Source organism: Acidovorax sp. 56, from assembly GCF_002749705.1.
GTDB lineage: Bacteria > Pseudomonadota > Gammaproteobacteria > Burkholderiales > Burkholderiaceae_C > Acidovorax.
In genome coordinates this window covers 1,371,872-1,391,180 of the sequence record NZ_PEEV01000001.1, presented here as the reverse complement: position 1 = coordinate 1,391,180, position 19,309 = coordinate 1,371,872, and the positions used below count along the sequence as shown (strand labels likewise).

Sequence of the window (19,309 nt, the reverse complement as noted above, 5' to 3'; positions counted from 1 at the left end):
GCCCTTCACGAGGCCACGGGGTAGGTCCCCAGCACTTTGTAGAACGCGCAGAGGCCTCGCAGCTCTTCCAGCGCCCGTGCCACATGGGGCTGGGCCGGGTGGCCGTCCAGGTCAATGTAGAAATAGTATTCCCACTGGCCTGTGCGTGCGGGGCGGGACTCGAAGCGGGTCATGGACACGCCGTGCTTTTTGAGTGGCACCAACAGGTCATGCACCGCGCCGGGCTGGTTGGGTACTGAGACGATCAGGCTGGTGCAGTCCTTGCTCGAGGGCGGTGGCGTCTGCAGGGTGTGGGGCAGGCAGATGATGGCGAAACGCGTGCGGTTGTACGCATCGTCCTGAATGGCGTGGGCCACGATGTGCAGGCCAAACTGCGTAGCCGCCCGCTCGCTGGACAGGGCTGCCCAGGCCGGGTTGGTCGTCGCCAGGCGCGCGCCTTCGGCGTTGCTGGACACCGGGCGGCGCTCGGCGTGCGGCAGGTGCTTGGTCAGCCACGACTGGCATTGCGCCAGCGCCTGGGGGTGGGCCAGCACCACTTCAATGTCGTCCAGCGAATTGCTGGTGCGCAGCAGGTTGTGCCGCACCAGCAGGCTCACTTCGCCCACCACATGCGTGGGGGTGTGCAGGAACAGGTCGAGCGAACGGGTGACCACGCCTTCGGTGGAGTTTTCTACCCCCACCACGCCATATTGCGCGCTGCCAGCGGCCGTGGCGTGGAAGACTTCGTCGAAGTTGGCGCAGTACATCAAGTCGGCGGCACCGCCGAAAAACTCGATGGCCGCTTGCTCGCAGAACGTGCCTTCAGGGCCGAGCACGGCCACCCGCTGGGGTGACTCCAGCGCCAGGCAGGCCGACATGATTTCGCGCCAGATGGCCGCCACATGCGCACCTTTGAGGGGGCCGGGGTTGGCGGTCTGGATCTTGCCAATGACCTGCGCCACGCGGTCTGGCCGGAAAAAGGGCGTGCCTTCGCGCTTCTTGACTTCGCCCACCCGCTCGGCCACCAGCGCACGCTGGTTCAGCAGCGTGAGCAGTTGCTGGTCGATGTTGTCGATCTGAACGCGCAGACTGGCGAGATCGGGGGATGCTTGCGGAGTATTCATGGGTGGGCGTCGGTGGCGTGCACTCAGGCGTGCTTTTGTTCAAATTCTCGCAGGTAGGTCACCAGCGCCTGTACGCCCTCGATGGGCATGGCGTTGTAGATGCTGGCACGCATGCCGCCCACGGACTTGTGGCCCTTGAGTTGCAGCAGACCGCGCTCACGGGCGCCGGTCAGGAAGGCCTCGTTGCGGCTTTCGTCACGAAGGAAGAAGGGGATGTTCATGCGCGAGCGGCAGTTGGCGGCCACCTTGTTCACGTAGAACTGGGAGTTGTCGATGGCGCTGTACAACAACTCGGCCTTGGCGGTGTTGCGTTGCTCCATGGCAGCAATGCCGCTCAGGCCCCCTTCTGTCTGGCGCTTGAGCCATTGGAAGGTCAGGCCTGCCATGTAGATGCCCCAGGTCGGCGGGGTGTTGTACATCGACTGGTTTTCGGCCACCACTTTGTAGTCGAATGCGCTGGGGCAAATGGACAGTGCGTGGCCCAGCAGGTCTTCGCGCACCACCACCAGCGTCAGGCCTGCAGGCCCCAGGTTCTTTTGCGCGCCGCCAAAGGCCACGCCCACGCGTGACCAGTCCACGCTGCGCGAAGCGACATGGGAGGAAAAATCAATCACCAAAGGCGCATCGCTGCCCAGGGCTTGCAAATCGGGCAGCTCTTGAAATTCGACGCCATGGATGGTTTCGTTGCTGCACAAGTGCACGTAGCTGGCGCCCTTGCTGAGCTGCCATGTGGCCGGGGTGGGCAGGGTGGTGAAGTTGGACTCTTGCCCTGATGCCACCACACGCGATTCGGCGGCGTATTTGAGCGCCTCTTTTTGCGACTTTTGGCTCCAGCTGCCAGTCACCACAAAGTCCACCGTGCCAGCGCGCGACAGGTTCATGGGAACGATGGCGTTCTCTGCCAAGCCGCCGCCTTGCATGAACAGAATCTTGAATTGGGCGGGTACTGCCAGCAGCTCGCGTAGGTCGGCTTCGGCTTGCTCGTAAATCGAGATGAATTCTTTGCCCCGGTGGCTCATCTCCATCACGCCCATGCCACTACCGTGCCAGTCGAGCATTTCGCTGGCGGCTTGTTCAAGGACTTCGGCGGGAATCGCGGCCGGGCCGGCGGAGAAGTTGTATGGGCGGTTCATCTGATAGTGATAAAAAGAGCTTCCAGCGCTTGCTGAGTAAGCGGTAGAAGCTCTGATTTTGATAGCAATTGCAGCTTGGGCCTTGTGGCGTGGCTGCGGCCTTGTGGTGTTTAAGCCTCTGGTGCTTCACCGCCCTCGGGGGTGGAGTTGCCTTCGGCGTTATCGCCACCTTCGGCCGCAGGGTCCGCCACATTGGCGTCGTTTTCCACAATGCGTTGCAGCCCGCTGAGCTTGGAGCCTTCGTCCAGGGCAATCAGCGTCACGCCCTGCGTGGCACGGCCCAGTTCGCGGATCTCGGAGACCCGGGTGCGCACCAGAACGCCCTTGTCGGTGATCAGCATGATCTCGTCGTCAGCGTGCACCAGCGTGGCGGCAACGACCTTGCCGTTGCGCTCGCTTTGCTGGATGGCGATCATCCCCTTGGTGCCTCGGCCGTGGCGTGTGTACTCGACGATGCTGGTGCGCTTGCCGTAGCCGTTTTCGGTGGCGGTGAGCACGCTTTGGGTCTCGTCTTCGGCCACCAGCATGGCGATCACGCTCTGGCTTTCCTCCAGCATCATGCCGCGCACGCCGCGCGCTGCACGGCCCAGTGGGCGCACATCGTTTTCGTCAAAACGCACTGCCTTGCCGCCATCACTGAACAGCATCACGTCGTGCTTTCCATCGGTCAGCGCTGCGCCGATCAGGTAGTCGCCATCGTCCAGGTTGACGGCGATGATGCCGCCCTTGCGGGGATTGCTGAACTCGTCCAGCGCGGTCTTCTTGACGGTGCCCATGCTGGTAGCCATGAACACATAACGATCGGCCGGGAAGGTGCGCATGTCGCCGGTGAGGGCTAGCACCACGTTGATCTTCTCGCCTTCCTGCAGCGGGAACATGTTGACGATGGGGCGGCCACGTGAACCGCGCGAGCCAGCAGGCACTTCCCACACCTTGAGCCAGTACAGGCGGCCGCGGTTGGAGAAGCACAGGATGTAGTCGTGCGTGTTGGCGATGAAGAGCTGGTCGATCCAGTCGTCTTCCTTGGTCGCCGTGGCCTGCTTGCCCCGCCCGCCGCGCTTTTGTGCACGGTATTCAGACAGTGGCTGGCTCTTGATGTAGCCGGTGTGGCTGAGCGTCACCACCATGTCGGTCGGGGTGATCAGGTCTTCGGTCGAGAGGTCTTGGGCGCTGTATTCAACCACCGAGCGGCGTGCGCCCAGCTTGTGCTGACCAAACTCTGCCTTGATGGAGGTGAGTTCGTCGCCAATGATGGTGGATACCCGCTCTGGCTTGGCCAGGATGTCCAGCAGGTCTTCAATGACCGCCATGACCTCCTTGTACTCGGCCACGATCTTGTCTTGCTCCAGGCCTGTCAGGCGCTGCAGGCGCATCTGCAGGATTTCCTGGGCCTGGGTTTCAGACAAACGGTAGAGGCCATCCTGGCCCATGCCGAATTCCTTTTCCAGGCCTTCGGGGCGGTAGTCGTCGGCATTGATCACGCCGCCATCGGCGCGGGTGCGCGTCAGCATTTCGCGCACGAGCTTGCTGTCCCATGAGCGGGTCATCAACTCGGCTTTGGCCACCGGTGGGGTGGGTGCGTTGCGGATGATGGCGATGAAATCATCGATGTTGGCCAGTGCAACGGCCAAGCCTTCGAGTACGTGCCCGCGATCGCGGGCTTTGCGCAGCTCGAACACTGTGCGGCGTGTCACCACTTCGCGCCGATGCTGCAGGAAGACGCTGATCAGGTCCTTGAGATTGCACAGGCGCGGCTGACCATCGATCAGCGCCACCATGTTCATGCCAAACGTGTCTTGCAACTGCGTCTGCTTGTACAGGTTGTTCAGCACCACTTCGGGCACTTCGCCACGCTTGAGCTCGATCACCAGGCGCATGCCGGACTTGTCCGACTCGTCCTGGATGTGGCTGATGCCTTCGATCTTCTTCTCATGCACCAGTTCGGCCATGCGCTCCTGCAGCGTCTTCTTGTTGACCTGGTAGGGCAGCTCGTCCACGATGATGGCCTGGCGCTGACCTCGGTCGATGTCCTCGAAGTGGCAGCGGGCACGCATCACGACCTTGCCACGGCCCGTGCGGTAGCCGTCTTTGACGCCATTGATGCCGTAGATGATCCCGGCCGTTGGGAAGTCGGGGGCAGGGATGATCTCCATCAGTTCATCGATGGTGGTCTCGGGGTTGCGCAGCATGTGCAAGCACGCATCTACCACCTCATTGAGGTTGTGCGGCGGGATGTTGGTTGCCATGCCCACCGCAATACCTGCCGAGCCGTTGACCAGCAGGTTGGGGAGCTTGCTGGGCAAGACCAGCGGCTCTTTTTCACTGCCGTCATAGTTGGGACCGAAATCGACAGTTTCTTTGTCGATATCGCCCAACATTTCATGGGCGATTTTTGCCAAACGGATTTCGGTGTAACGCATCGCCGCAGCGTTGTCGCCGTCTACCGATCCGAAGTTGCCTTGTCCGTCCACCAGCATGTGGCGCAGCGAAAAATCCTGCGCCATGCGAACGATCGTGTCATATACCGCTGAGTCGCCGTGGGGGTGGTACTTACCGATCACATCGCCCACAATACGGGCCGACTTTTTGTAGGGTCGATTCCAGTCGTTGTTGAGTTCGTGCATGGCAAACAGCACGCGGCGATGGACCGGCTTGAGGCCGTCACGAGCGTCAGGCAGAGCCCGGCCCACGATCACGCTCATGGCGTAATCGAGGTAACTGCGCCGCATTTCTTCTTCAAGACTGATCGGCAGGGTTTCTTTGGCAAACTGGGTCATTTGGACGGCGGTGGCAGCAAAGGAGAGCCATTTTAGGCTGAGATGCTTGTAGCGCCTATGCAACATATGCGGGCTATTGCGGTTTTGTCCTACGGTGCCTTATGCGCTAGAGCCGCTTTTAGCCTGTTACGTATGGCACAATCGTTTTAACGTTTTTGGTGGTGGTCACCCTAAACGTCCTGATTCGCAGCGAGGCTGCGGCTTTTTCCCCAAGAGGAGAACCATGAAGAAACTGAACAAAGTGGCGATGTTGTTTGCCTCTGCAGCGCTCGCAACCGCCGCTGGCGCACAATCCGTGGACAACTGGAAGAACGGTTCCGGCGACCTGGTCTGGAAGAACGGCACCAATGAATACTGCTGGCGCGATGCCAACTGGACGCCTGCTACTGCAGCCGCCGGTTGCGACGGCGCTATCGCCGCAGCTGCTCCAGCTGCTGCTGCCCCAGCTTCTGCCGCTCCAGCTGCTCCAGCTGCCGCCGCTCCAGCTGCTGCAGCTCCAGTCGTGGCCGCCCAAAAGGTGACCTACGCTGCTGACGCTTTCTTCGACTTCGACAAGTCGGTTCTGAAGGCTGAAGGCAAGGCGAAGCTCGACGATCTGGTCTCCAAGGTCAAGGACATCAACCTGGAAGTCATCATCGCCGTGGGTCACACTGACTCCGTGGGCTCCGATGCTTACAACCAAAAGCTGTCTGTGCGTCGTTCCGAAGCCGTGAAGGCTTACTTGGTGTCCAAGGGCATCGAAAAGAACCGCGTCTACACTGAAGGCAAGGGCGAAAAGCAACCTGTGGCCGACAACAAGACCGCCGAAGGCCGCGCAAAGAACCGCCGCGTGGAAATCGAAGTGGTTGGCACCCGTGCTACCAAGTAATCTTTGATTACTCCAAAAAAAGCCCCGTCAGGGGCTTTTTTTATGCCTGAGCGATTTGCATCATTGTGGCGAATCTTGGGCTTTTTCAATTTTGATGGCGAGGTAATGACTGGCCCATGGCAATCGCCAAAAGCCGTTTGGGTTATGGAATAGAGGAAAATGGCGAAATGATCGAATCAATCAACGCAGACCCTGCTGAGCTGGCGAAATTCTCTGATTTAGCGCACCGTTGGTGGGATCCAGAAAGCGAGTTCCGTCCGCTACACCAAATCAACCCGCTTCGTTTGGACTGGATCAACTCCCACGCAGGTTTGGACCGGTGCAGGGTCCTTGATGTTGGTTGTGGAGGAGGGATTTTGGCCGACTCCATGGCCCGCAAAGGGGCCGATGTGACAGGGATCGACCTGGCCACCAAATCGTTGCGTGTAGCCCAACTGCATGCACTGGAAACTGGCACCCCCCACATTCAATACCGAGAAATCAGCGTAGAAGCTCTGGCTGAAGAACAACCCTCCAGTTTTGATGTGGTGACCTGCATGGAAATGCTGGAGCATGTGCCGGATCCTCACTCTGTGGTGCAAGCCTGCGCCCAATTGGTGAAGCCTGGCGGGTGGGTTTTTTTCTCAACCTTGCACCGCAGCGCCAAGGCTTTCATGCTGGCCATTGTGGGGGCGGAGTACCTGCTGAATATGTTGCCCCGAGGTACGCACGAGTACGCCAAGATGATCAAGCCCAGCGAACTGGCATCCAGTTGCAGAGCGGCAGGCCTGGATGTGCTTCACACCAAGGGGCTTGAATACAACCCGGTCACGCACCGATACTGGCTCAGCTCGAACACCAGTGTCAATTACATGTTGGCAACCCAAAAGTTTTTTTGATTGCCCCGTATGTTCAACAACATTGAGGCTGTGCTGTTTGACCTGGATGGCACCTTGATTGACAGTGCCCCAGACCTCGGGGCGGCTGCCGACCAGATGCGCACAGACCGTGGCCTCTCCTCCTATTCTCTCGACCTGTACCGCCCGATGGCTGGCGCTGGCGCGCGTGGCATGTTGGCGCAAGCGTTTGGGATGACTCCCGAACACCCAGACTTTCCGGCGATGCGGGAGGAGTTCTTCGTGAACTATGAACGTCGTATGACGGTGTCCACGTCCATCTTTGATGGAGTGGCAGAGATGCTGGAAGCCTTGCAGTTGCGCCAGCTGCGCTGGGGCATCGTGACAAACAAATCGATGCGCTTTACAGACCCTTTGACGCGCTCCATGCCTTTGCTGGCGGCCGCTGAGGTCGTTATCAGTGGTGACACCACACCCCATGCCAAGCCCCATCCCGCTCCTTTGCTGGAGGCTGCTAGGCGTTTAGGGGTGGACCCTGGTCGCTGCATCTATGTGGGCGATGACGAGAGAGATATCGTTGCCGGACATGCCGCCGGTATGGCGACGGTGGCTGCAACCTATGGTTATCTTGGTGCGCAAACCGACATCACGCGTTGGAATGCCCACACCTCAATTAATTCTCCGCTGGAGCTCTTGCAACGGATCGCAGTGGCCTAAAATAGAAAGCCTGGGGCTGTCCTGGTTTCGACGTGGGTTCGGAATCGGTGTGGTGCATGTCGAGCTTGAGTCACGCTCGTAAATCTCGATTTAAAAAACTAACTGCAAACGACGAACGTTTCGCACTCGCTGCTTAATTGCCAGTGAGCCTTGCAACAGTTGGCCGATGGGCTGGGCAAGGGGGTTCTGAGCAATCAGAGCCTCCCGGCTGCAAGGATAATTACATGGGCTGGCCCTGATCCGGGTACCTTGGATTGGGGTAAGAAAATAGGGTGCTGGCTGCTGTTATAGCGTGCGACTGCGCGATGACCGTGGCGAGATTCAAAACAGACCGCTAAACATGTAGATCTGCTCGATGAAGGCTTGCGGACGCGGGTTCAATTCCCGCCAGCTCCACCACCATAACGTCCAAGGGCGTTCGCTGACTTCCAGCGAACGCCCTTTTTCTTTGGTAAATCAACAACTGATGGCCTATGGCATGTCTACAGGCTCCCATCCTGCCTGGAGAAATTGGGGGTACAGCCGGGGGTACAACCATCCCAATTTGGTGTGATCGGTGTTTTGTACCCCCAGGTTAATGCATTTTGAGTGCTCTGAAAATCTCAGGAGGCACACGCGCTAGTTTGGTTGCTGTCGTTGCAGGCGTGGATTCGCGCGCATCAGCGCACTCCTGCGACTCAGCGGCGGAGCGCAGGGTCCCAGTGTTCCACAATCTTCCCATTCGCTATCCGGAACATGTCAAACCACGTAGTAACGTAGCGTTTGGTCGAGTCCTTGGGGTCGGTGTACTCGCGGCCAAAGCTCAGGATGACCAAATCACGTTCTGCAACGATGGAGACCAGCGGGGCTTGGATGTGTGGGGCGATGGTTTGGGGCTTTTTGATTTTGGAGAAAAAATCGACAAAGGCTGCGCGGCCGCTTTGCACATTGGGGTTGTGCTGCACGTATTCGTCTGACAGGTACTTGTCGGCAAGCTCCATGTGCCCACCCTCAAACACTTCCCGCCAGAAATCAAACACCAGCCGCTTGTTGGCGGCCAAGGCAGCGTCGTTGCTGCCCAGCCAAGAGGATTGCTGATCAGGTGCGATGAACGACATTTCAGCATGCGACGCGATGGATGCGGTGCCGAGCAAAGCGGCCACCAGTGCCGCCTTGGCCAAAGATCTGTGCAGGTTTTTCATAGATGACAACGGTACTTGGTTGTGTTTTCAGGGATTGCGCAGTTTGTTGTCTGCGAAGCGTTGGAGTGATTGACGCCGTATGGAAGCCATTTCGCGAGGGGGTGCAACGGCGGCGATTCAGAAAACAAAGCCATGCGCTGCATCAACAGCAATGCCTGATTCCCGTCTTCTCCGGAGTGGCTAATTTCTACCCACCGCCAGTGCCGCCAGAACAGCGATGCTACCTGCGAGGTAGAGCCCACAGAGTCGAGGGATGGCCGCGTAGATTTCGATGGCAGCCAGCGCAAACTGGTAGCCGATTCTCCATTTGAGCCCCAGGGCCACCGGTGTGGTCTTTGATTCAGGCGTCCCCAGGGTTTTGCATCGCAGCCGACGCGATCATTGTCCCCCGTCAATTCATCAGGGCGTGGATGTGGTTCTCGTGGCAAGCCACTGCGCTGGGATCAGTCCATACAGGGGGCTTGGATCTCTTTGCCATGAGTGGGGAGACAGCGGGGTCGTGGCATTTTGCGTGGAACCGTTGGAGTCGGGATTCAGCGCCGCAAGCTGCTGCATCCATGCCAAGTCCACCGTCCCAGTGGGCGTGGGGCGCGAGAAGATCAACTCCAGCATTCTGCGAGCCTTCTCATCGCCGCTGCTGGCTGCAATTTGGTACAGGCGCACTGCCTCTGCGTAGTTGGCTGGCACACCGTCGCCACGGTGGTAGCGTTGCGCTTCGGTATACCAAGCCTGTGCGTTGTTGCGGATGGGTTGGTGGGGCTGCTTGGATGAGCTTGGCTGAATGCGCTTGCGCAGCAGATGGGCATTGGCTGCTGAGGCGGCAGACCTGGTGGCTGCGGACTGGAATTGCGCGAGTGCTTTTTCGAGCTGGCCGGTCGCCAGGTATTCCAGCCCTAGTTCATTCGTCGCCTGGGCATTGCCTGCATTGGCCGCAGCCAGCAAAAGTGGGTGTGGGGCTTGGGCCGGCTCTGACGTGGGCGATGCCATGGGCGCGATCGCCTGGCTGACCAGCCATTCGAGATATTTGGCCAGACCTGGCGTGCCTTTGGTCAACTGCTGGATCCAGGGGATGGCTGCTGCAGGATTCGGGGGGCTCAGGCACCCCATGATTTGGCACCATGCCAAACCTGCGGGTGCCAGAGGGTGCCGCAGTGCTTGGGCTTGTTCAAACCAGTGTTGTGCCTGGGCTGTGTCTGTGGGCGTGCCCACACCATGCAGGCATAGCAGACCCAGCAGCCAAGCGGCTTCGGCTGGGCTCGTGGTTGGCTTGGGGGACGAGTTTGTGGATGGGCGCTTTGATGCAGCGGGCGCAGGCCCGCTGCCCAGCGCTGCTGCGCGCAGCGCCTGCAGCGCTTGTTCAGTGCGGAGGGGTCTATTTGTCGCCGCAGATGGTGAAGGCGCGTGGAGCGTTTCAGGATCCAAACCTTGGTCCGCAGATTCGGAAAAGCCCCTGACTGCAGCCAGTGCCACAACGGGGGAGCACAAACCCAGTCCAAGTGTCGCTATACACAGCAGCTTGGTGGGTAAGGCCAATGACAGGTGATGTGGCTCGGACATGGGGCTGTCGCAGTGTTCTTTTTTTATTTGCGGGGAGCTGGTGCTGCAGAGGCGGCGGTAGGGGTTCGCCGGGGCACCACATTCCAGTACACCGCGTTGCCGGTGTAGCCGGTGCTGCCCCATGCCTTGGCAAAGGCTTCGTTGATCTTCTCCAGCGTGCGGATCCCCTGGATGGCCTTCAGGGCTGGGCCACGCAAATCGTCAGGCAGCTTGGCGGTGCTGTCTTCGTCTGTGGCAAAGCAGGCAACTCCCTCGCGGCCCGGGCTAGCGGCGTCCATCACAAACCCCGGGTTGGGGCTCATCCAGTCCGGGATGCGGACAGCCTGGTTGGCAGACACCCAGCCCACCGTATTGGCCTGGTTGGGCAACAAGCGCATGACGGTGCCGGTGGCATCGGCCAGATAGCACTGCAGAAAAGATGCGCGTGACACCGTGGCAGACAAGAATATTTGTTCGCCGACTTCAAAGGCTGTGCGGTCCAGCAGCACGTTCTCAATCTGCATGTTCAAGGTGCGCTCGGCGGTGGGCGCTCCATACATCAGCGCACTGGTCACCACGGGCTTTGTGGGCTGGTCTGCGGCCTCTGGCTTGGGCTGCACCGGCTCGGCATGGGTAGAACTCCAACCGATGCGCGCCAATGTGCCGTCTGCAGCCAAGTCCACAAAGTGGCGCAAAGCCCGTTCGTAGGTCGGGAAGTCCACCACGCCGGTCACCACCATCCCGTTGTCGGCCTGAAAGCGTGCCAATGCGGCCCGAAGCTGGGGGTTGGGTTCTGCCAGCGAACTGCTGCTGGACGGGCTGGCTGAGCTGGCACCTGCTGCGAGGTACCCGCGGCTGCTCAATGAGCGCGCAACCAGCTGGATGCGCACTGAGGCTGAGCCTTCGTCATACCAGTCGCGCAACTGACGCTGAAAGTCGGGATGGTTTTGCTCCAAAGTGAGGCATTGCCAATAGGGCACGCGTGCCCATTTGCCGACCAGCTCAATCGTGGCCAAGTCCACCAGCGTCCGCATGGCGCTGCCAGCGCCTTGGGTGTAATCGCGCCCGACATTGAATTGCACCCCATAGGTGCCAATGCGGCCCGCCAGGTCCACGCCTTGGCCGCCACTGCCCACAATGACCTCGTTGGCCGAATCCAGTCCGGGTATCAGCGTGCGGGTGCGGAAGTCGCCCAGGTGCATTTCCAGCCCGATGATGGTGGCGTTGCGGCTTTGGCTGTAGCCCAGATCCACGCGGGGGCCAGACAGCCCCGTGTCAAAGCGGTTGTTGATGACGTTTTGGTCCGCAAACGATACGGCGCCAGAGATATACAACGCTGGCCTTTGCAGCTGGATCTGGTTGTTGTTCAGCAAAATGGTGGTCAGGTTCTGCACCGTGTCTTGCCGTGCAATGTCCACCTCATAGTCCACAAACCGGAAGGCATTGCTCAAGCGCGACATTTGCGACAGTGCCGTGATCACCATGTCTTTGCTGGCCACTGCCACGCGGCCAGAGTAATCCGGAATCTGTTTGCTTGTGATGAGTGTGGTGGGCTGCTGGGCGTCGCGCAGCATGTGGTCCATGCACACCAGCGAATCAGAGAAGCTGGAGATTGAGCGGGTGGGGCGGGTGGCGGGGCGGTCGGTGATGGAGGCGCGCTCCTGAAAGGGCTGGTCCTTTCTGGGGTCCATGGGGATGGTGCAACCACTCAGCCACAGGCCGCCAAAGATAGCCACCAAGATGCCCCAACGCAAAGGGCGGTGCAAGGGCCCGGCCTGGGCCAGGTGGGGGGATGGCATGTGTGTGCTCCTACCTCGGGTGCCGCGCCCAATGGGCTGCCTGGCTACTTACAGATGTTGACCAGATCGCCGCGCAGCACCACCACTTGCGGGGCGGCCGTGGTGCCGTACCTGGCGGTGTTGGCTGTACCGCTGGAAACCGTATTGCTACCCACCTCCTGCACGCAGGTTTTTTGCATGCCCTGTGCATTGGCCGTTGTGACCACATCGTTATTGGTCAGCACACCAGAGGTGTCTTCCGAAAACGCCTTGGCCTCATAGCGTGCGATGCGGGCGCGCAGCCATGCGGGCATGCTGGTGTTGCCATCCAGGTTGGAGGAGGGCGTGGCAGCGCCGGTGGGCTGCATTTGCACGGTGAGTTTTTTGGTCAAGATGACCGGGTCTTCGCCAGGCGCCTGTGCCCAGGCGACACCGCAGAGATTGAGACAAAGACTCCAGGCTGCGAGCCTGGGCCAGGTGTAGCGAGTGCCCATGGAACACCTCCAGATTTGAATGAAGGAGCAGCCTTCAAGGGTGTGCTATCCGAGTCATTGGCCTGCGCAAACGGTACGGGCGACCCCGCACTGTTTCCGCAGGCCTTCAGGTGGTGATGGCTGCCGTCAGGCAGCACAGTGGCCAGGGGCCTTAGTTAGGCCAGTTGCTGGTCTTGGTGGGCTGGCAGGTGAAGCAGGCGTTGTTGGTAGCGATGTTTTGCACCGCTTTGCTGTTGCTGCCGCTGGACAGGTTGGCGATGGTGGCGCCAGTGAGGGCGGTGAACTGGAGCGAGTTGCCCGAAATGGTCACTTCGCCAACGTTGGAGGACAGGTTTTGGCTGGCGTAAGCGTCGCTGCCGCTGGCGGTGTTGGTCACACTGCCGCCAACCCCCAGCACCCCCTGGATGGAGTTGCCGCCCACAGTGACATTGCCTGTGTTGGAGGCCAGGTTTTGGAACGCCTCGCTCTTGGAGCCTGTGGAGTTATTGCTGGCAGAAACATTGGCCAGCGAAGCGAATTGCACCGAAGTGCCAGTGATCGAAATATCGGGACTGGAAGACACGGGGCCTGTGGCCATGGCAGTGGAGGCAATGGCGCTCAAAGCAATGAAAGCAAGGGTTTTCATGACAGATCCTTCGATGATGGTTGTCGACACTGTCTGCATCGCAGCGAATCTGCGGTGCAGTGGCTTGGACAGTTCAGGTCGGCTGGCCTCTCCGGGGGGGGGGCTGCGTTTCCTTGCTGTCTGGGGTCAGTGTCTGCCGCCTGGCCTTGTGCACAAATACGGGGGCTTGGTTACTCCATACGGTGGAGCGTTTCGCGACAGGATGGGCGTGCCATCCAAGTGTGGTGCGGGTGTGCGGCGTCGACCATGTCGCCACTTCACTAAAAAGCTAGGTAGTAACTTTTTGTGAAATTTGCAACCAATGGGGCGTTTTGGCCATGGAGTGCCAAATTTGTTGCATTGTGTTTGTGAGCAGACGGAGGGAACCTCGTTTGACCCCCAGATGGGCACAGCCCATAGCGCATGCACCGTGCAGGGTTTGCACCTTGCCCAGTTGCCTTGGGGCGATGGGCAGCAAGCTGGTAGATCCCTCGAAACCACTGCGTTGGCTCTGCTGGCTTTTCAGTCTTGTGGTCAAGTTTTCGAGGAGTTTTTATCGTGAGCAATCTTTGGCAAGTCGACCCGCCGCTGGTATCTGACGGGAGTCCCTCTGCACCTTCGGGCCAGTTCTCCACCTATGCCAACCCCCCGTCGGTGTGGCCTGCATTTTTGATGGGGCAAGAGGCCAGCCCCATCAGGGTCTTGCTGGTAGACGACGACGCCCACATCCGCATGGTGATTGCGCAAGAGCTGATGGCTGACCCGCGCACCTTGCTCGTGGGGCAAGCGGCCAGCGTGCGGGAGGGGCGCAAGGCCATCAAGCAGCACGAGTTTGATGTGCTGCTGGTGGATTTGAACCTGGGCGATGGCGAGGCTTTTGAGCTGCTGGAGTTTTTCCGCTCGTTCAGGCCATCGGCCCAGGCTGTGGTGATTTCGGTGATGGAGAACGACGAACAGGTGATGCGCGCTTTTGAGTTGGGCGCGGCGGGCTTCGTGGGCAAAAACTCCTGGTTTGGCAACTATGCGCAGGCCGTGCTGCAAGTCGCCAACGGTGGGGCTTCCATCACGCCCAATCTGGCGCGCCGCTTGCTGCAGCGGTTTGATCGCACCAACGCCGCAGAGTCCAAGCGCCGCAAGCCCGACGATGCCGATCGCCTGTCTGCCCGCGAGAAGGAAATTTTGCGGATGGTGGCCAGTGGCTACACCAGCATTGAGGTGGGCTCGCGCCTGTTCATCAGCAGCATGACGGTCAACACCCATCTGCGCAACATTTACCGCAAGCTGCAAGTCCGCACCCGTGCGCAAGCCGTGCGGTTTGCTTCGCTGCGGGGGCTGTTCTAGCCGCTGGGTGCAGGGTCCTGCCGGGGCCAGCAGTCCATGTTTCGCACCCGTCCCGCTTGGTTTGCTATCACCTGTGTGGCCCTTTGGCTGCTGCAGTTGCCATTGATGGCAGTGGCCTTTGGGTGGCTGGGCGATGCCAGCGGCAAGGCCTTGCTGGTGCTTCAAACGGTGTTGTGTGGCGCGTCTTTGGTGCTGGGGGGGTTGCTGCTCGTCCAACTGCCCAGGGCCCTTCAATGGCGGCCACGCCTGAGTCCCCGGCCCAGCCCCGAGCTGAGTGCGGAGCGACGGCGCATTGCGCGCGATTTGCACGACAGCCTGGGCTCTCAACTGGTGTGCGCCATGGCGCTGTTGGACTCCAAGCCCGCCACCGACAGCGACGTGCTGGGCGTTCTGGAGCGCTGCATGCTGGACCTGCGCCTGATCGTGGACTCGATGGACGGAGAGGGTGAGTCGGTGACCGAGCGCCTGGCCCGGCTGCGCCATCGCCTGCAGCCGGTGCTGGAGCGCCGGGGGATTCAGATGACCTGGGATGTGCAGGTGTTTGATGCCGAGCCGCAGTTTCAAGGGCACTGCGCGTCGCACCTGGTGGCCATCGTGCAAGAGGCGCTGAGCAACGTGTTGCAGCACGCCCAAGCCACCGAAGTGGCCGTGAGCGTGCACTACCTGGCGGCCTCAGGGTCCTGGTATGCCGAGGTCAGCGACAACGGGGTTGGGATGGATGCGTTGGGTGAGGATGCCAATGCTTCCAAAGGGGCGGGCATTGCAGGTATGCACCGGCGTGCGCAGCTGGCGGGTGGGCGGTTCAGCTTTCTGCCGCGCCAGGGGGGCGGCACCTGCCTGTGGGTCATCGTGCCCGGCGGGCATGTGCAGGGATAGCGCAGACAAGCTAGGGCCACCCCATCCCTTTGTGAGCAGGCTCTTGCAGAGCCCGCAGCGGCCAAAAAAAAGCCCGGCAGGTGCCGGGCTTGAAATGGATCCCTGAAACCCAGGTTTCGAGAGGATCCAAGGAGACAACTGGAGTCAGGAACAGCGTTCCTTGCAACCGGTGTGCACGCAGCGATAGGGCTGATTAGCGCTTGCGTGGGGCGGCCGTCTTAGCAGCGGTGGCGGCAGTGTTGGCCACAGCGTTGAAGTTGGCTTCGGCCACGTCGCTGGCTTGCTTCACGGCCTTTTGCACCGATTCAAAAGCATTGTTGGCGGCAGACACAGCGCTCTTCATTACGGCCACAGCGGTTTCAGAGCCAGCAGGGGCGTTCTTTGCAGCGCTGTCCACCAAGTTGGTTAAGGCCTTCTGTGCGTCGGTGGCTTGGCTTTCAAAAGCCTTGCCAAACTCAGCGCCGGTGCCCGAGGCGATGTCGTACAGGTGGCGGCTGTAGGCAGCGGTCTTTTCTGCCAGGGGTTGGAACAGGCCAGCCTGCAGGGCCAGCAGCTCTTGCGCGTCCTTCACGCCCAGCACGGCTTGGGTGTGGGTTGCGGCTTCCGACAGGGCAGCGCGCGAGGCCGTCACGTTCAGCTCGACCAGCTTTTCCACGCCTTCAAAGGCTTTGGTGGTCAGGCCAAACAGGGTTTCGATGTTGGCTTTGTGGGAGGCCAGGATTTGTTCTGCGGTCAACGTCATGTCATATCTCCTAAAAAAGGGGGCCGAAGGTGGCCGGGTACTTACAGACATCTGCTCTGACGTTGTGATTCGGATGAATCATGTTGCAGTGCAGCATGGGTTGAATTTTAGGCCGCTGCTCGGCTATTGCAAGTGTTTTTTGTTGCAGTGCAGCAAATTAGAGGCAAGGCTCCAGGAATGGGGTGGCTTGCCACAATGGCGTCATGCACGCCTATTACGCCGACCAGTTCGTTTTGCCTTTGCCCGAGGGGCACCGCTTTCCCATGGCCAAGTACCGCATGCTGCGTGACCGCATTGCGCAGGAGCTGCCCGGCGTGGCCTTGCATGTGGCCCCCACTGCGACGGATGCCGAGCTGGTGCTGGCCCACGCACCCGCCTACGTGCAGGCGGTGGCCACGGGCACGCTCACGCCCGCCGAGCAGCGGGAGATCGGCTTTCCCTGGAGCGAGGCCATGGCCGAGCGGGCGCGCCGCTCCGTGGGGGCCACGCTGGGGGCTTGCCGCGCAGCGCTGCGCGACGGGATTGCAGGCAACCTGGCAGGTGGCACGCACCACGCCTATGCCGACAAGGGCAGTGGCTTTTGTGTTTTCAACGATGTGGCCGTTGCCGCACGCCTCATGCAAAGCCAGCACCCGATGGCCCAAGACACCTCCCCGGAGGCTGGCCTTGAACCCCTCAAACCCCTGCAGGTGGCCGTGATTGATCTGGACGTGCACCAGGGCAACGGCACGGCCCACATCTTTCAAGGCGATGCCAGCGTGTTCACGCTGTCGCTGCACGGCGAGCGCAACTTTCCGTTCCGCAAAGAGGCCAGTGACCTGGATGTGCCGCTGCCCGATGGTTGCGGCGACGCGGATTATTTGCAGGCACTGGACCAAGCGCTGGACGTGCTGGCGCAGCGCTTTCGCCCCGACCTGGTGTTGTACCTGGCAGGGGCAGACCCGCACGAGGGCGACCGGCTGGGCCGCCTGGCGCTGAGCTACGACGGGCTGCAGGCCCGGGACCACCGCGTGTTCGATTGGGCCTGGCAGCGCCGCGTGCCGCTGGCGTTCTCCATGGCCGGGGGTTATGGGCGCGACATTGCCAGCACCGTGCAGGCCCAGCTCAACACCTGGCAGGTGGCACTGCAGTACCACGCCCGCTGGCAAAATGCGGCGGCATGAGCACGCCCACCTCCGCACCCACCGCAGCCGCTGCACCCACAGTGCAGACACCCGCCCGCCCAGCGCCGCAGCCCCGCAGCGCTTACCAGGCGTTTCGCTCCATCAGCACCCGCTGGGCCGACAACGATGTGTATGGGCATGTGAACAACGTCGTTTACTACAGCTGGTTTGACACTGCGGTGAACGCGCACCTGATTGAGCAGGGCGTGCTCGACATCCACGCGGGCACCACCATCGGGCTGGTCATCGAGACCCAGTGCAACTACTTTGCGCCGCTGGCCTTTCCGCAGACGGTGGAGGCGGGCATCCGGGTGGCGCGGCTGGGCGGCTCCAGCGTGCGCTACGAGGTGGGGTTGTTCGCCCAGGGCGAGCCCCTGACCGCCGCCGCAGGCCACTTTGTGCATGTCTACGTCGACCGCGAAACCCGCCGCCCCGTGCCTGTGCCAGCCCCGCTGCGCGCCGTGCTGGAAAAGCTGGTGCCCCATCGCGATTGAAGTGCGATCTCCGTGCGATGTGCGTGCGCTTGATATGCTATTAAAAATATAGCTGCTCGCGCTTTATTGGTAAGCGATAGAGGCTGATTTTTCTTCAATCCCGGCGCGGGGGCGGCCCCCGCAGGCCGTGGCCCTGCTGCAGCGCTGGGCACCCTGCAAGGGCTACACTTTGGCGCCTTGCTCCCGAGAGCGCTCCAACCACCCCCTGGCACCTTGGTTCCGCCGTGTCGCACTGTGCCTGCATCGTCTGCGGCAGGGTCCCCGGCCAGGGCCGCTTTGCGGGGTGTCGGCAGCCCTTGGCGCGCACGGTGCGTTGTGAAACCAGATCCCTGACCCTATGGCCTCCCCCGGGCCTTCCCGGTCTTTTGCGAGGGCGTCGCCCAGTCCATGATCATCACCAGCTTGCTCGACACCGACCTGTACAAGTTCACCATGATGCAGGTGGTGCTGCACCAGTTTCCCAGTGCCCAGGTCGAATACCGCTTCAAGTGCCGCAACCCCGGCGTGCAACTGGCGCCCTTTGCCAACGAGATCCGCGACGAGATCCGTTCGCTGTGCGGCCTGCAGTTTCAGGATGCTGAGCTGGCCTACCTGCGGTCCATGCGCTTCATCAAGAGCGATTTTGTGGATTTTCTCGGGCTGTTCCGCCTGAACGAGAAGTACATCACCATCACGCCCCTGCCCACGGGCGAGATCGAGATCACCATCCGAGGCCCCTGGCTGCACACCATCTTGTTTGAGATCCCGGTGCTGGCCATCGTCAACGAGGTGTACTTTCGCAACACGCAAAAGGTGCCCGACTTCCCCGAAGGCCGCCGCCGCCTGGACGCCAAGATCGCAGCGCTGCAGGCCGATGGGCTGGGCGACCTCAAGATTGCCGACTATGGCACGCGCCGGCGCTTTTCCCGCGCCTGGCACGAAGAAGTGCTGCGCGTGCTGGTGGCCCGCCTGGGCACGGGCGACCGCCGCCCCGGCGCACCCACCGGGCCGGGCCAGTTTGCAGGCACCAGCAACGTGCTGTTTGCCATGAAGCTGGGCCTGACCCCACTGGGCACCATGGCACACGAGTACCTGCAGGCCTGCCAGGCCCTGGGCCCGCGCCTGCGCGACAGCCAGGTGTTTGGCTTTGAAATGTGGGCCAAGGAATACCGGGGCGACCTTGGCATTGCGCTGTCGGATGTGTACGGCATGAGCGCCTTCCTGCGCGACTTCGACCTGTACTTTTGCAAGCTGTTTGACGGTGCGCGGCACGACAGCGGCGATCCCTTTGCCTGGGGCGAGCGCCTGCTCGAGCACTACCGCAAGAACCGCGTTGACCCACTGACCAAAACCCTGATCTTCAGCGACGGCCTCACCATTCCGCGCACCATCGAGCTGTACCAGCAGTTCCGGGGGCGCTGCCAGCTGGCCTTTGGCATTGGCACCAACCTCACCAACGACCTGGGCGACGCGCCCGCGCACGAGCCGCTGCAGGTCGTCATCAAGATGACCCGCTGCAACGGCCAGCCCGTGGCCAAACTGTCCGACACGCCCGGCAAGGGCATGTGCGACGACGAGGCCTACCTGGCCTACCTGCGGCAGGTGTTTGAAATCCCCGCGCCACAGTCTGTGCAGTCCGCGCAGTCAACGCAGCCATCGCATTGACTGTGCCTGCTGCCGCCCGTTG

The 19,309-nt window shown here is 61.1% G+C and carries 17 protein-coding genes, 1 other RNA gene and 1 pseudogene; 9 read left to right on the top strand and 10 right to left on the bottom strand.

The genetic code is table 11. The features are described from left to right. Window positions 1–5 precede the first annotated feature (5 nt). From pheA to gyrA, 3 genes are all read right to left on the bottom strand, one after another. Window positions 6–1,103, bottom strand: coding sequence for a prephenate dehydratase (gene pheA / locus CLU88_RS06060; protein WP_099655820.1), 1,098 nt, complete (start codon window positions 1,101–1,103; stop codon window positions 6–8). Between the two features lie 23 nt (window positions 1,104–1,126). Beyond that, entirely contained in the window at window positions 1,127–2,236 is a 1,110-nt protein-coding gene (gene serC, locus CLU88_RS06055) for a 3-phosphoserine/phosphohydroxythreonine transaminase (RefSeq protein WP_099655819.1), read from the bottom strand. A gap of 110 nt (window positions 2,237–2,346) precedes the next feature. Beyond that, window positions 2,347–5,013, bottom strand: a complete 2,667-nt coding sequence (gyrA, locus tag CLU88_RS06050) for a DNA gyrase subunit A (RefSeq protein ID WP_099655818.1) — start codon at window positions 5,011–5,013, stop codon at window positions 2,347–2,349. Between the two features lie 223 nt (window positions 5,014–5,236). On the opposite strand from gyrA, the gene ompA reads away from it, so the two are divergent. The 4 genes from ompA to ssrA all read left to right on the top strand — a co-directional run bounded on the left by ompA (window position 5,237) and on the right by ssrA (window position 7,833). After that, complete coding sequence (ompA, locus tag CLU88_RS06045) at window positions 5,237–5,881, top strand: outer membrane protein OmpA (RefSeq protein WP_099655817.1); 645 nt, start codon at window positions 5,237–5,239, stop codon at window positions 5,879–5,881. Window positions 5,882–6,048: 167 nt separating this feature from the next. After that, window positions 6,049–6,759, top strand: a complete 711-nt coding sequence (gene ubiG, locus CLU88_RS06040; RefSeq protein WP_099658682.1) for a bifunctional 2-polyprenyl-6-hydroxyphenol methylase/3-demethylubiquinol 3-O-methyltransferase UbiG — start codon at window positions 6,049–6,051, stop codon at window positions 6,757–6,759. Between the two features lie 9 nt (window positions 6,760–6,768). After that, a complete protein-coding gene (locus tag CLU88_RS06035; protein ID WP_099655816.1) occupies window positions 6,769–7,434 on the top strand; it encodes an HAD-IA family hydrolase in 666 nt (221 codons plus the stop codon). A 12-nt stretch (window positions 7,435–7,446) separates the two neighbouring features. Next, window positions 7,447–7,833: a transfer-messenger RNA gene (gene ssrA, locus CLU88_RS06030) on the top strand. Between the two features lie 278 nt (window positions 7,834–8,111). Here ssrA and CLU88_RS06025 read toward each other — a convergent pair. The 6 genes and pseudogenes from CLU88_RS06025 to CLU88_RS06005 all read right to left on the bottom strand — a co-directional run bounded on the left by CLU88_RS06025 (window position 8,112) and on the right by CLU88_RS06005 (window position 13,048). After that, window positions 8,112–8,615, bottom strand: coding sequence for a nuclear transport factor 2 family protein (locus CLU88_RS06025; RefSeq protein WP_099655815.1), 504 nt, complete (start codon window positions 8,613–8,615; stop codon window positions 8,112–8,114). Window positions 8,616–9,014: 399 nt separating this feature from the next. Beyond that, window positions 9,015–9,722 carry an SEL1-like repeat protein gene (locus CLU88_RS06020; protein WP_233205384.1) on the bottom strand — a complete coding sequence of 236 codons (708 nt, stop codon included), beginning with the start codon at window positions 9,720–9,722 and terminating at the stop codon, window positions 9,015–9,017. A gap of 63 nt (window positions 9,723–9,785) precedes the next feature. Continuing rightward, window positions 9,786–10,172: pseudogene (locus tag CLU88_RS23495) on the bottom strand (SEL1-like repeat protein); the annotation flags it as partial. Window positions 10,173–10,195: 23 nt separating this feature from the next. Next, window positions 10,196–11,950, bottom strand: coding sequence for a DUF4384 domain-containing protein (locus tag CLU88_RS06015; protein WP_099655813.1), 1,755 nt, complete (start codon window positions 11,948–11,950; stop codon window positions 10,196–10,198). 44 nt (window positions 11,951–11,994) lie between these two features. Then, window positions 11,995–12,423 (bottom strand): hypothetical protein, encoded by a 429-nt coding sequence (locus tag CLU88_RS06010; RefSeq protein ID WP_099655812.1) that lies wholly within the window; start codon window positions 12,421–12,423, stop codon window positions 11,995–11,997. Between the two features lie 151 nt (window positions 12,424–12,574). Then, entirely contained in the window at window positions 12,575–13,048 is a 474-nt protein-coding gene (locus CLU88_RS06005) for a hypothetical protein (RefSeq protein WP_121728567.1), read from the bottom strand. A 651-nt stretch (window positions 13,049–13,699) separates the two neighbouring features. Between CLU88_RS06005 and CLU88_RS06000 the strand changes: the two genes are divergently transcribed. Beyond that, window positions 13,700–14,368 carry a response regulator transcription factor gene (locus tag CLU88_RS06000; RefSeq protein ID WP_099655810.1) on the top strand — a complete coding sequence of 223 codons (669 nt, stop codon included), beginning with the start codon at window positions 13,700–13,702 and terminating at the stop codon, window positions 14,366–14,368. 36 nt (window positions 14,369–14,404) lie between these two features. Next, window positions 14,405–15,244 carry a sensor histidine kinase gene (locus CLU88_RS05995; RefSeq protein WP_099655809.1) on the top strand — a complete coding sequence of 280 codons (840 nt, stop codon included), beginning with the start codon at window positions 14,405–14,407 and terminating at the stop codon, window positions 15,242–15,244. 193 nt (window positions 15,245–15,437) lie between these two features. Here CLU88_RS05995 and CLU88_RS05990 read toward each other — a convergent pair whose 3' ends face one another. Continuing rightward, window positions 15,438–15,986, bottom strand: a complete 549-nt coding sequence (locus CLU88_RS05990) for a phasin family protein (RefSeq protein ID WP_099655808.1) — start codon at window positions 15,984–15,986, stop codon at window positions 15,438–15,440. A gap of 203 nt (window positions 15,987–16,189) precedes the next feature. On the opposite strand from CLU88_RS05990, the gene CLU88_RS05985 reads away from it, so the two are divergent. From CLU88_RS05985 to pncB, 3 genes are all read left to right on the top strand, one after another. Further along, window positions 16,190–17,149 (top strand): histone deacetylase, encoded by a 960-nt coding sequence (locus tag CLU88_RS05985; RefSeq protein WP_099655807.1) that lies wholly within the window; start codon window positions 16,190–16,192, stop codon window positions 17,147–17,149. Then, complete coding sequence (locus tag CLU88_RS05980) at window positions 17,146–17,643, top strand: thioesterase family protein (RefSeq protein WP_099655806.1); 498 nt, start codon at window positions 17,146–17,148, stop codon at window positions 17,641–17,643. The genes CLU88_RS05985 and CLU88_RS05980 overlap by 4 nt, the downstream gene beginning before the upstream one ends. A gap of 387 nt (window positions 17,644–18,030) precedes the next feature. Continuing rightward, window positions 18,031–19,287 carry a nicotinate phosphoribosyltransferase gene (gene pncB, locus CLU88_RS05975; protein ID WP_099655805.1) on the top strand — a complete coding sequence of 419 codons (1,257 nt, stop codon included), beginning with the start codon at window positions 18,031–18,033 and terminating at the stop codon, window positions 19,285–19,287. Window positions 19,288–19,309: the final 22 nt, after the last annotated feature.

What these genes read in the sequence shown, in the direction of transcription:
- CLU88_RS06020 (WP_233205384.1), bottom strand. Translation starts at nt 9,722, where the DNA reads ATGGGGTGCCTGAGCCCCCCGAATCCTGCAGCAGCCATCCCCTGGATC.
- serC (WP_099655819.1), bottom strand. Translation starts at nt 2,236, where the DNA reads ATGAACCGCCCATACAACTTCTCCGCCGGCCCGGCCGCGATTCCCGCC.
- ompA (WP_099655817.1), top strand. Translation starts at nt 5,237, where the DNA reads ATGAAGAAACTGAACAAAGTGGCGATGTTGTTTGCCTCTGCAGCGCTC.
- CLU88_RS05995 (WP_099655809.1), top strand. Translation starts at nt 14,405, where the DNA reads ATGTTTCGCACCCGTCCCGCTTGGTTTGCTATCACCTGTGTGGCCCTT.
- CLU88_RS05980 (WP_099655806.1), top strand. Translation starts at nt 17,146, where the DNA reads ATGAGCACGCCCACCTCCGCACCCACCGCAGCCGCTGCACCCACAGTG.
- CLU88_RS06015 (WP_099655813.1), bottom strand. Translation starts at nt 11,950, where the DNA reads ATGCCATCCCCCCACCTGGCCCAGGCCGGGCCCTTGCACCGCCCTTTG.
- CLU88_RS05990 (WP_099655808.1), bottom strand. Translation starts at nt 15,986, where the DNA reads ATGACGTTGACCGCAGAACAAATCCTGGCCTCCCACAAAGCCAACATC.
- CLU88_RS06000 (WP_099655810.1), top strand. Translation starts at nt 13,700, where the DNA reads ATGGGGCAAGAGGCCAGCCCCATCAGGGTCTTGCTGGTAGACGACGAC.
- CLU88_RS06005 (WP_121728567.1), bottom strand. Translation starts at nt 13,048, where the DNA reads ATGAAAACCCTTGCTTTCATTGCTTTGAGCGCCATTGCCTCCACTGCC.
- CLU88_RS06025 (WP_099655815.1), bottom strand. Translation starts at nt 8,615, where the DNA reads ATGAAAAACCTGCACAGATCTTTGGCCAAGGCGGCACTGGTGGCCGCT.
- pncB (WP_099655805.1), top strand. Translation starts at nt 18,031, where the DNA reads ATGATCATCACCAGCTTGCTCGACACCGACCTGTACAAGTTCACCATG.
- CLU88_RS06010 (WP_099655812.1), bottom strand. Translation starts at nt 12,423, where the DNA reads ATGGGCACTCGCTACACCTGGCCCAGGCTCGCAGCCTGGAGTCTTTGT.
- ubiG (WP_099658682.1), top strand. Translation starts at nt 6,049, where the DNA reads ATGATCGAATCAATCAACGCAGACCCTGCTGAGCTGGCGAAATTCTCT.
- pheA (WP_099655820.1), bottom strand. Translation starts at nt 1,103, where the DNA reads ATGAATACTCCGCAAGCATCCCCCGATCTCGCCAGTCTGCGCGTTCAG.
- CLU88_RS06035 (WP_099655816.1), top strand. Translation starts at nt 6,769, where the DNA reads ATGTTCAACAACATTGAGGCTGTGCTGTTTGACCTGGATGGCACCTTG.
- CLU88_RS05985 (WP_099655807.1), top strand. Translation starts at nt 16,190, where the DNA reads ATGCACGCCTATTACGCCGACCAGTTCGTTTTGCCTTTGCCCGAGGGG.
- gyrA (WP_099655818.1), bottom strand. Translation starts at nt 5,013, where the DNA reads ATGACCCAGTTTGCCAAAGAAACCCTGCCGATCAGTCTTGAAGAAGAA.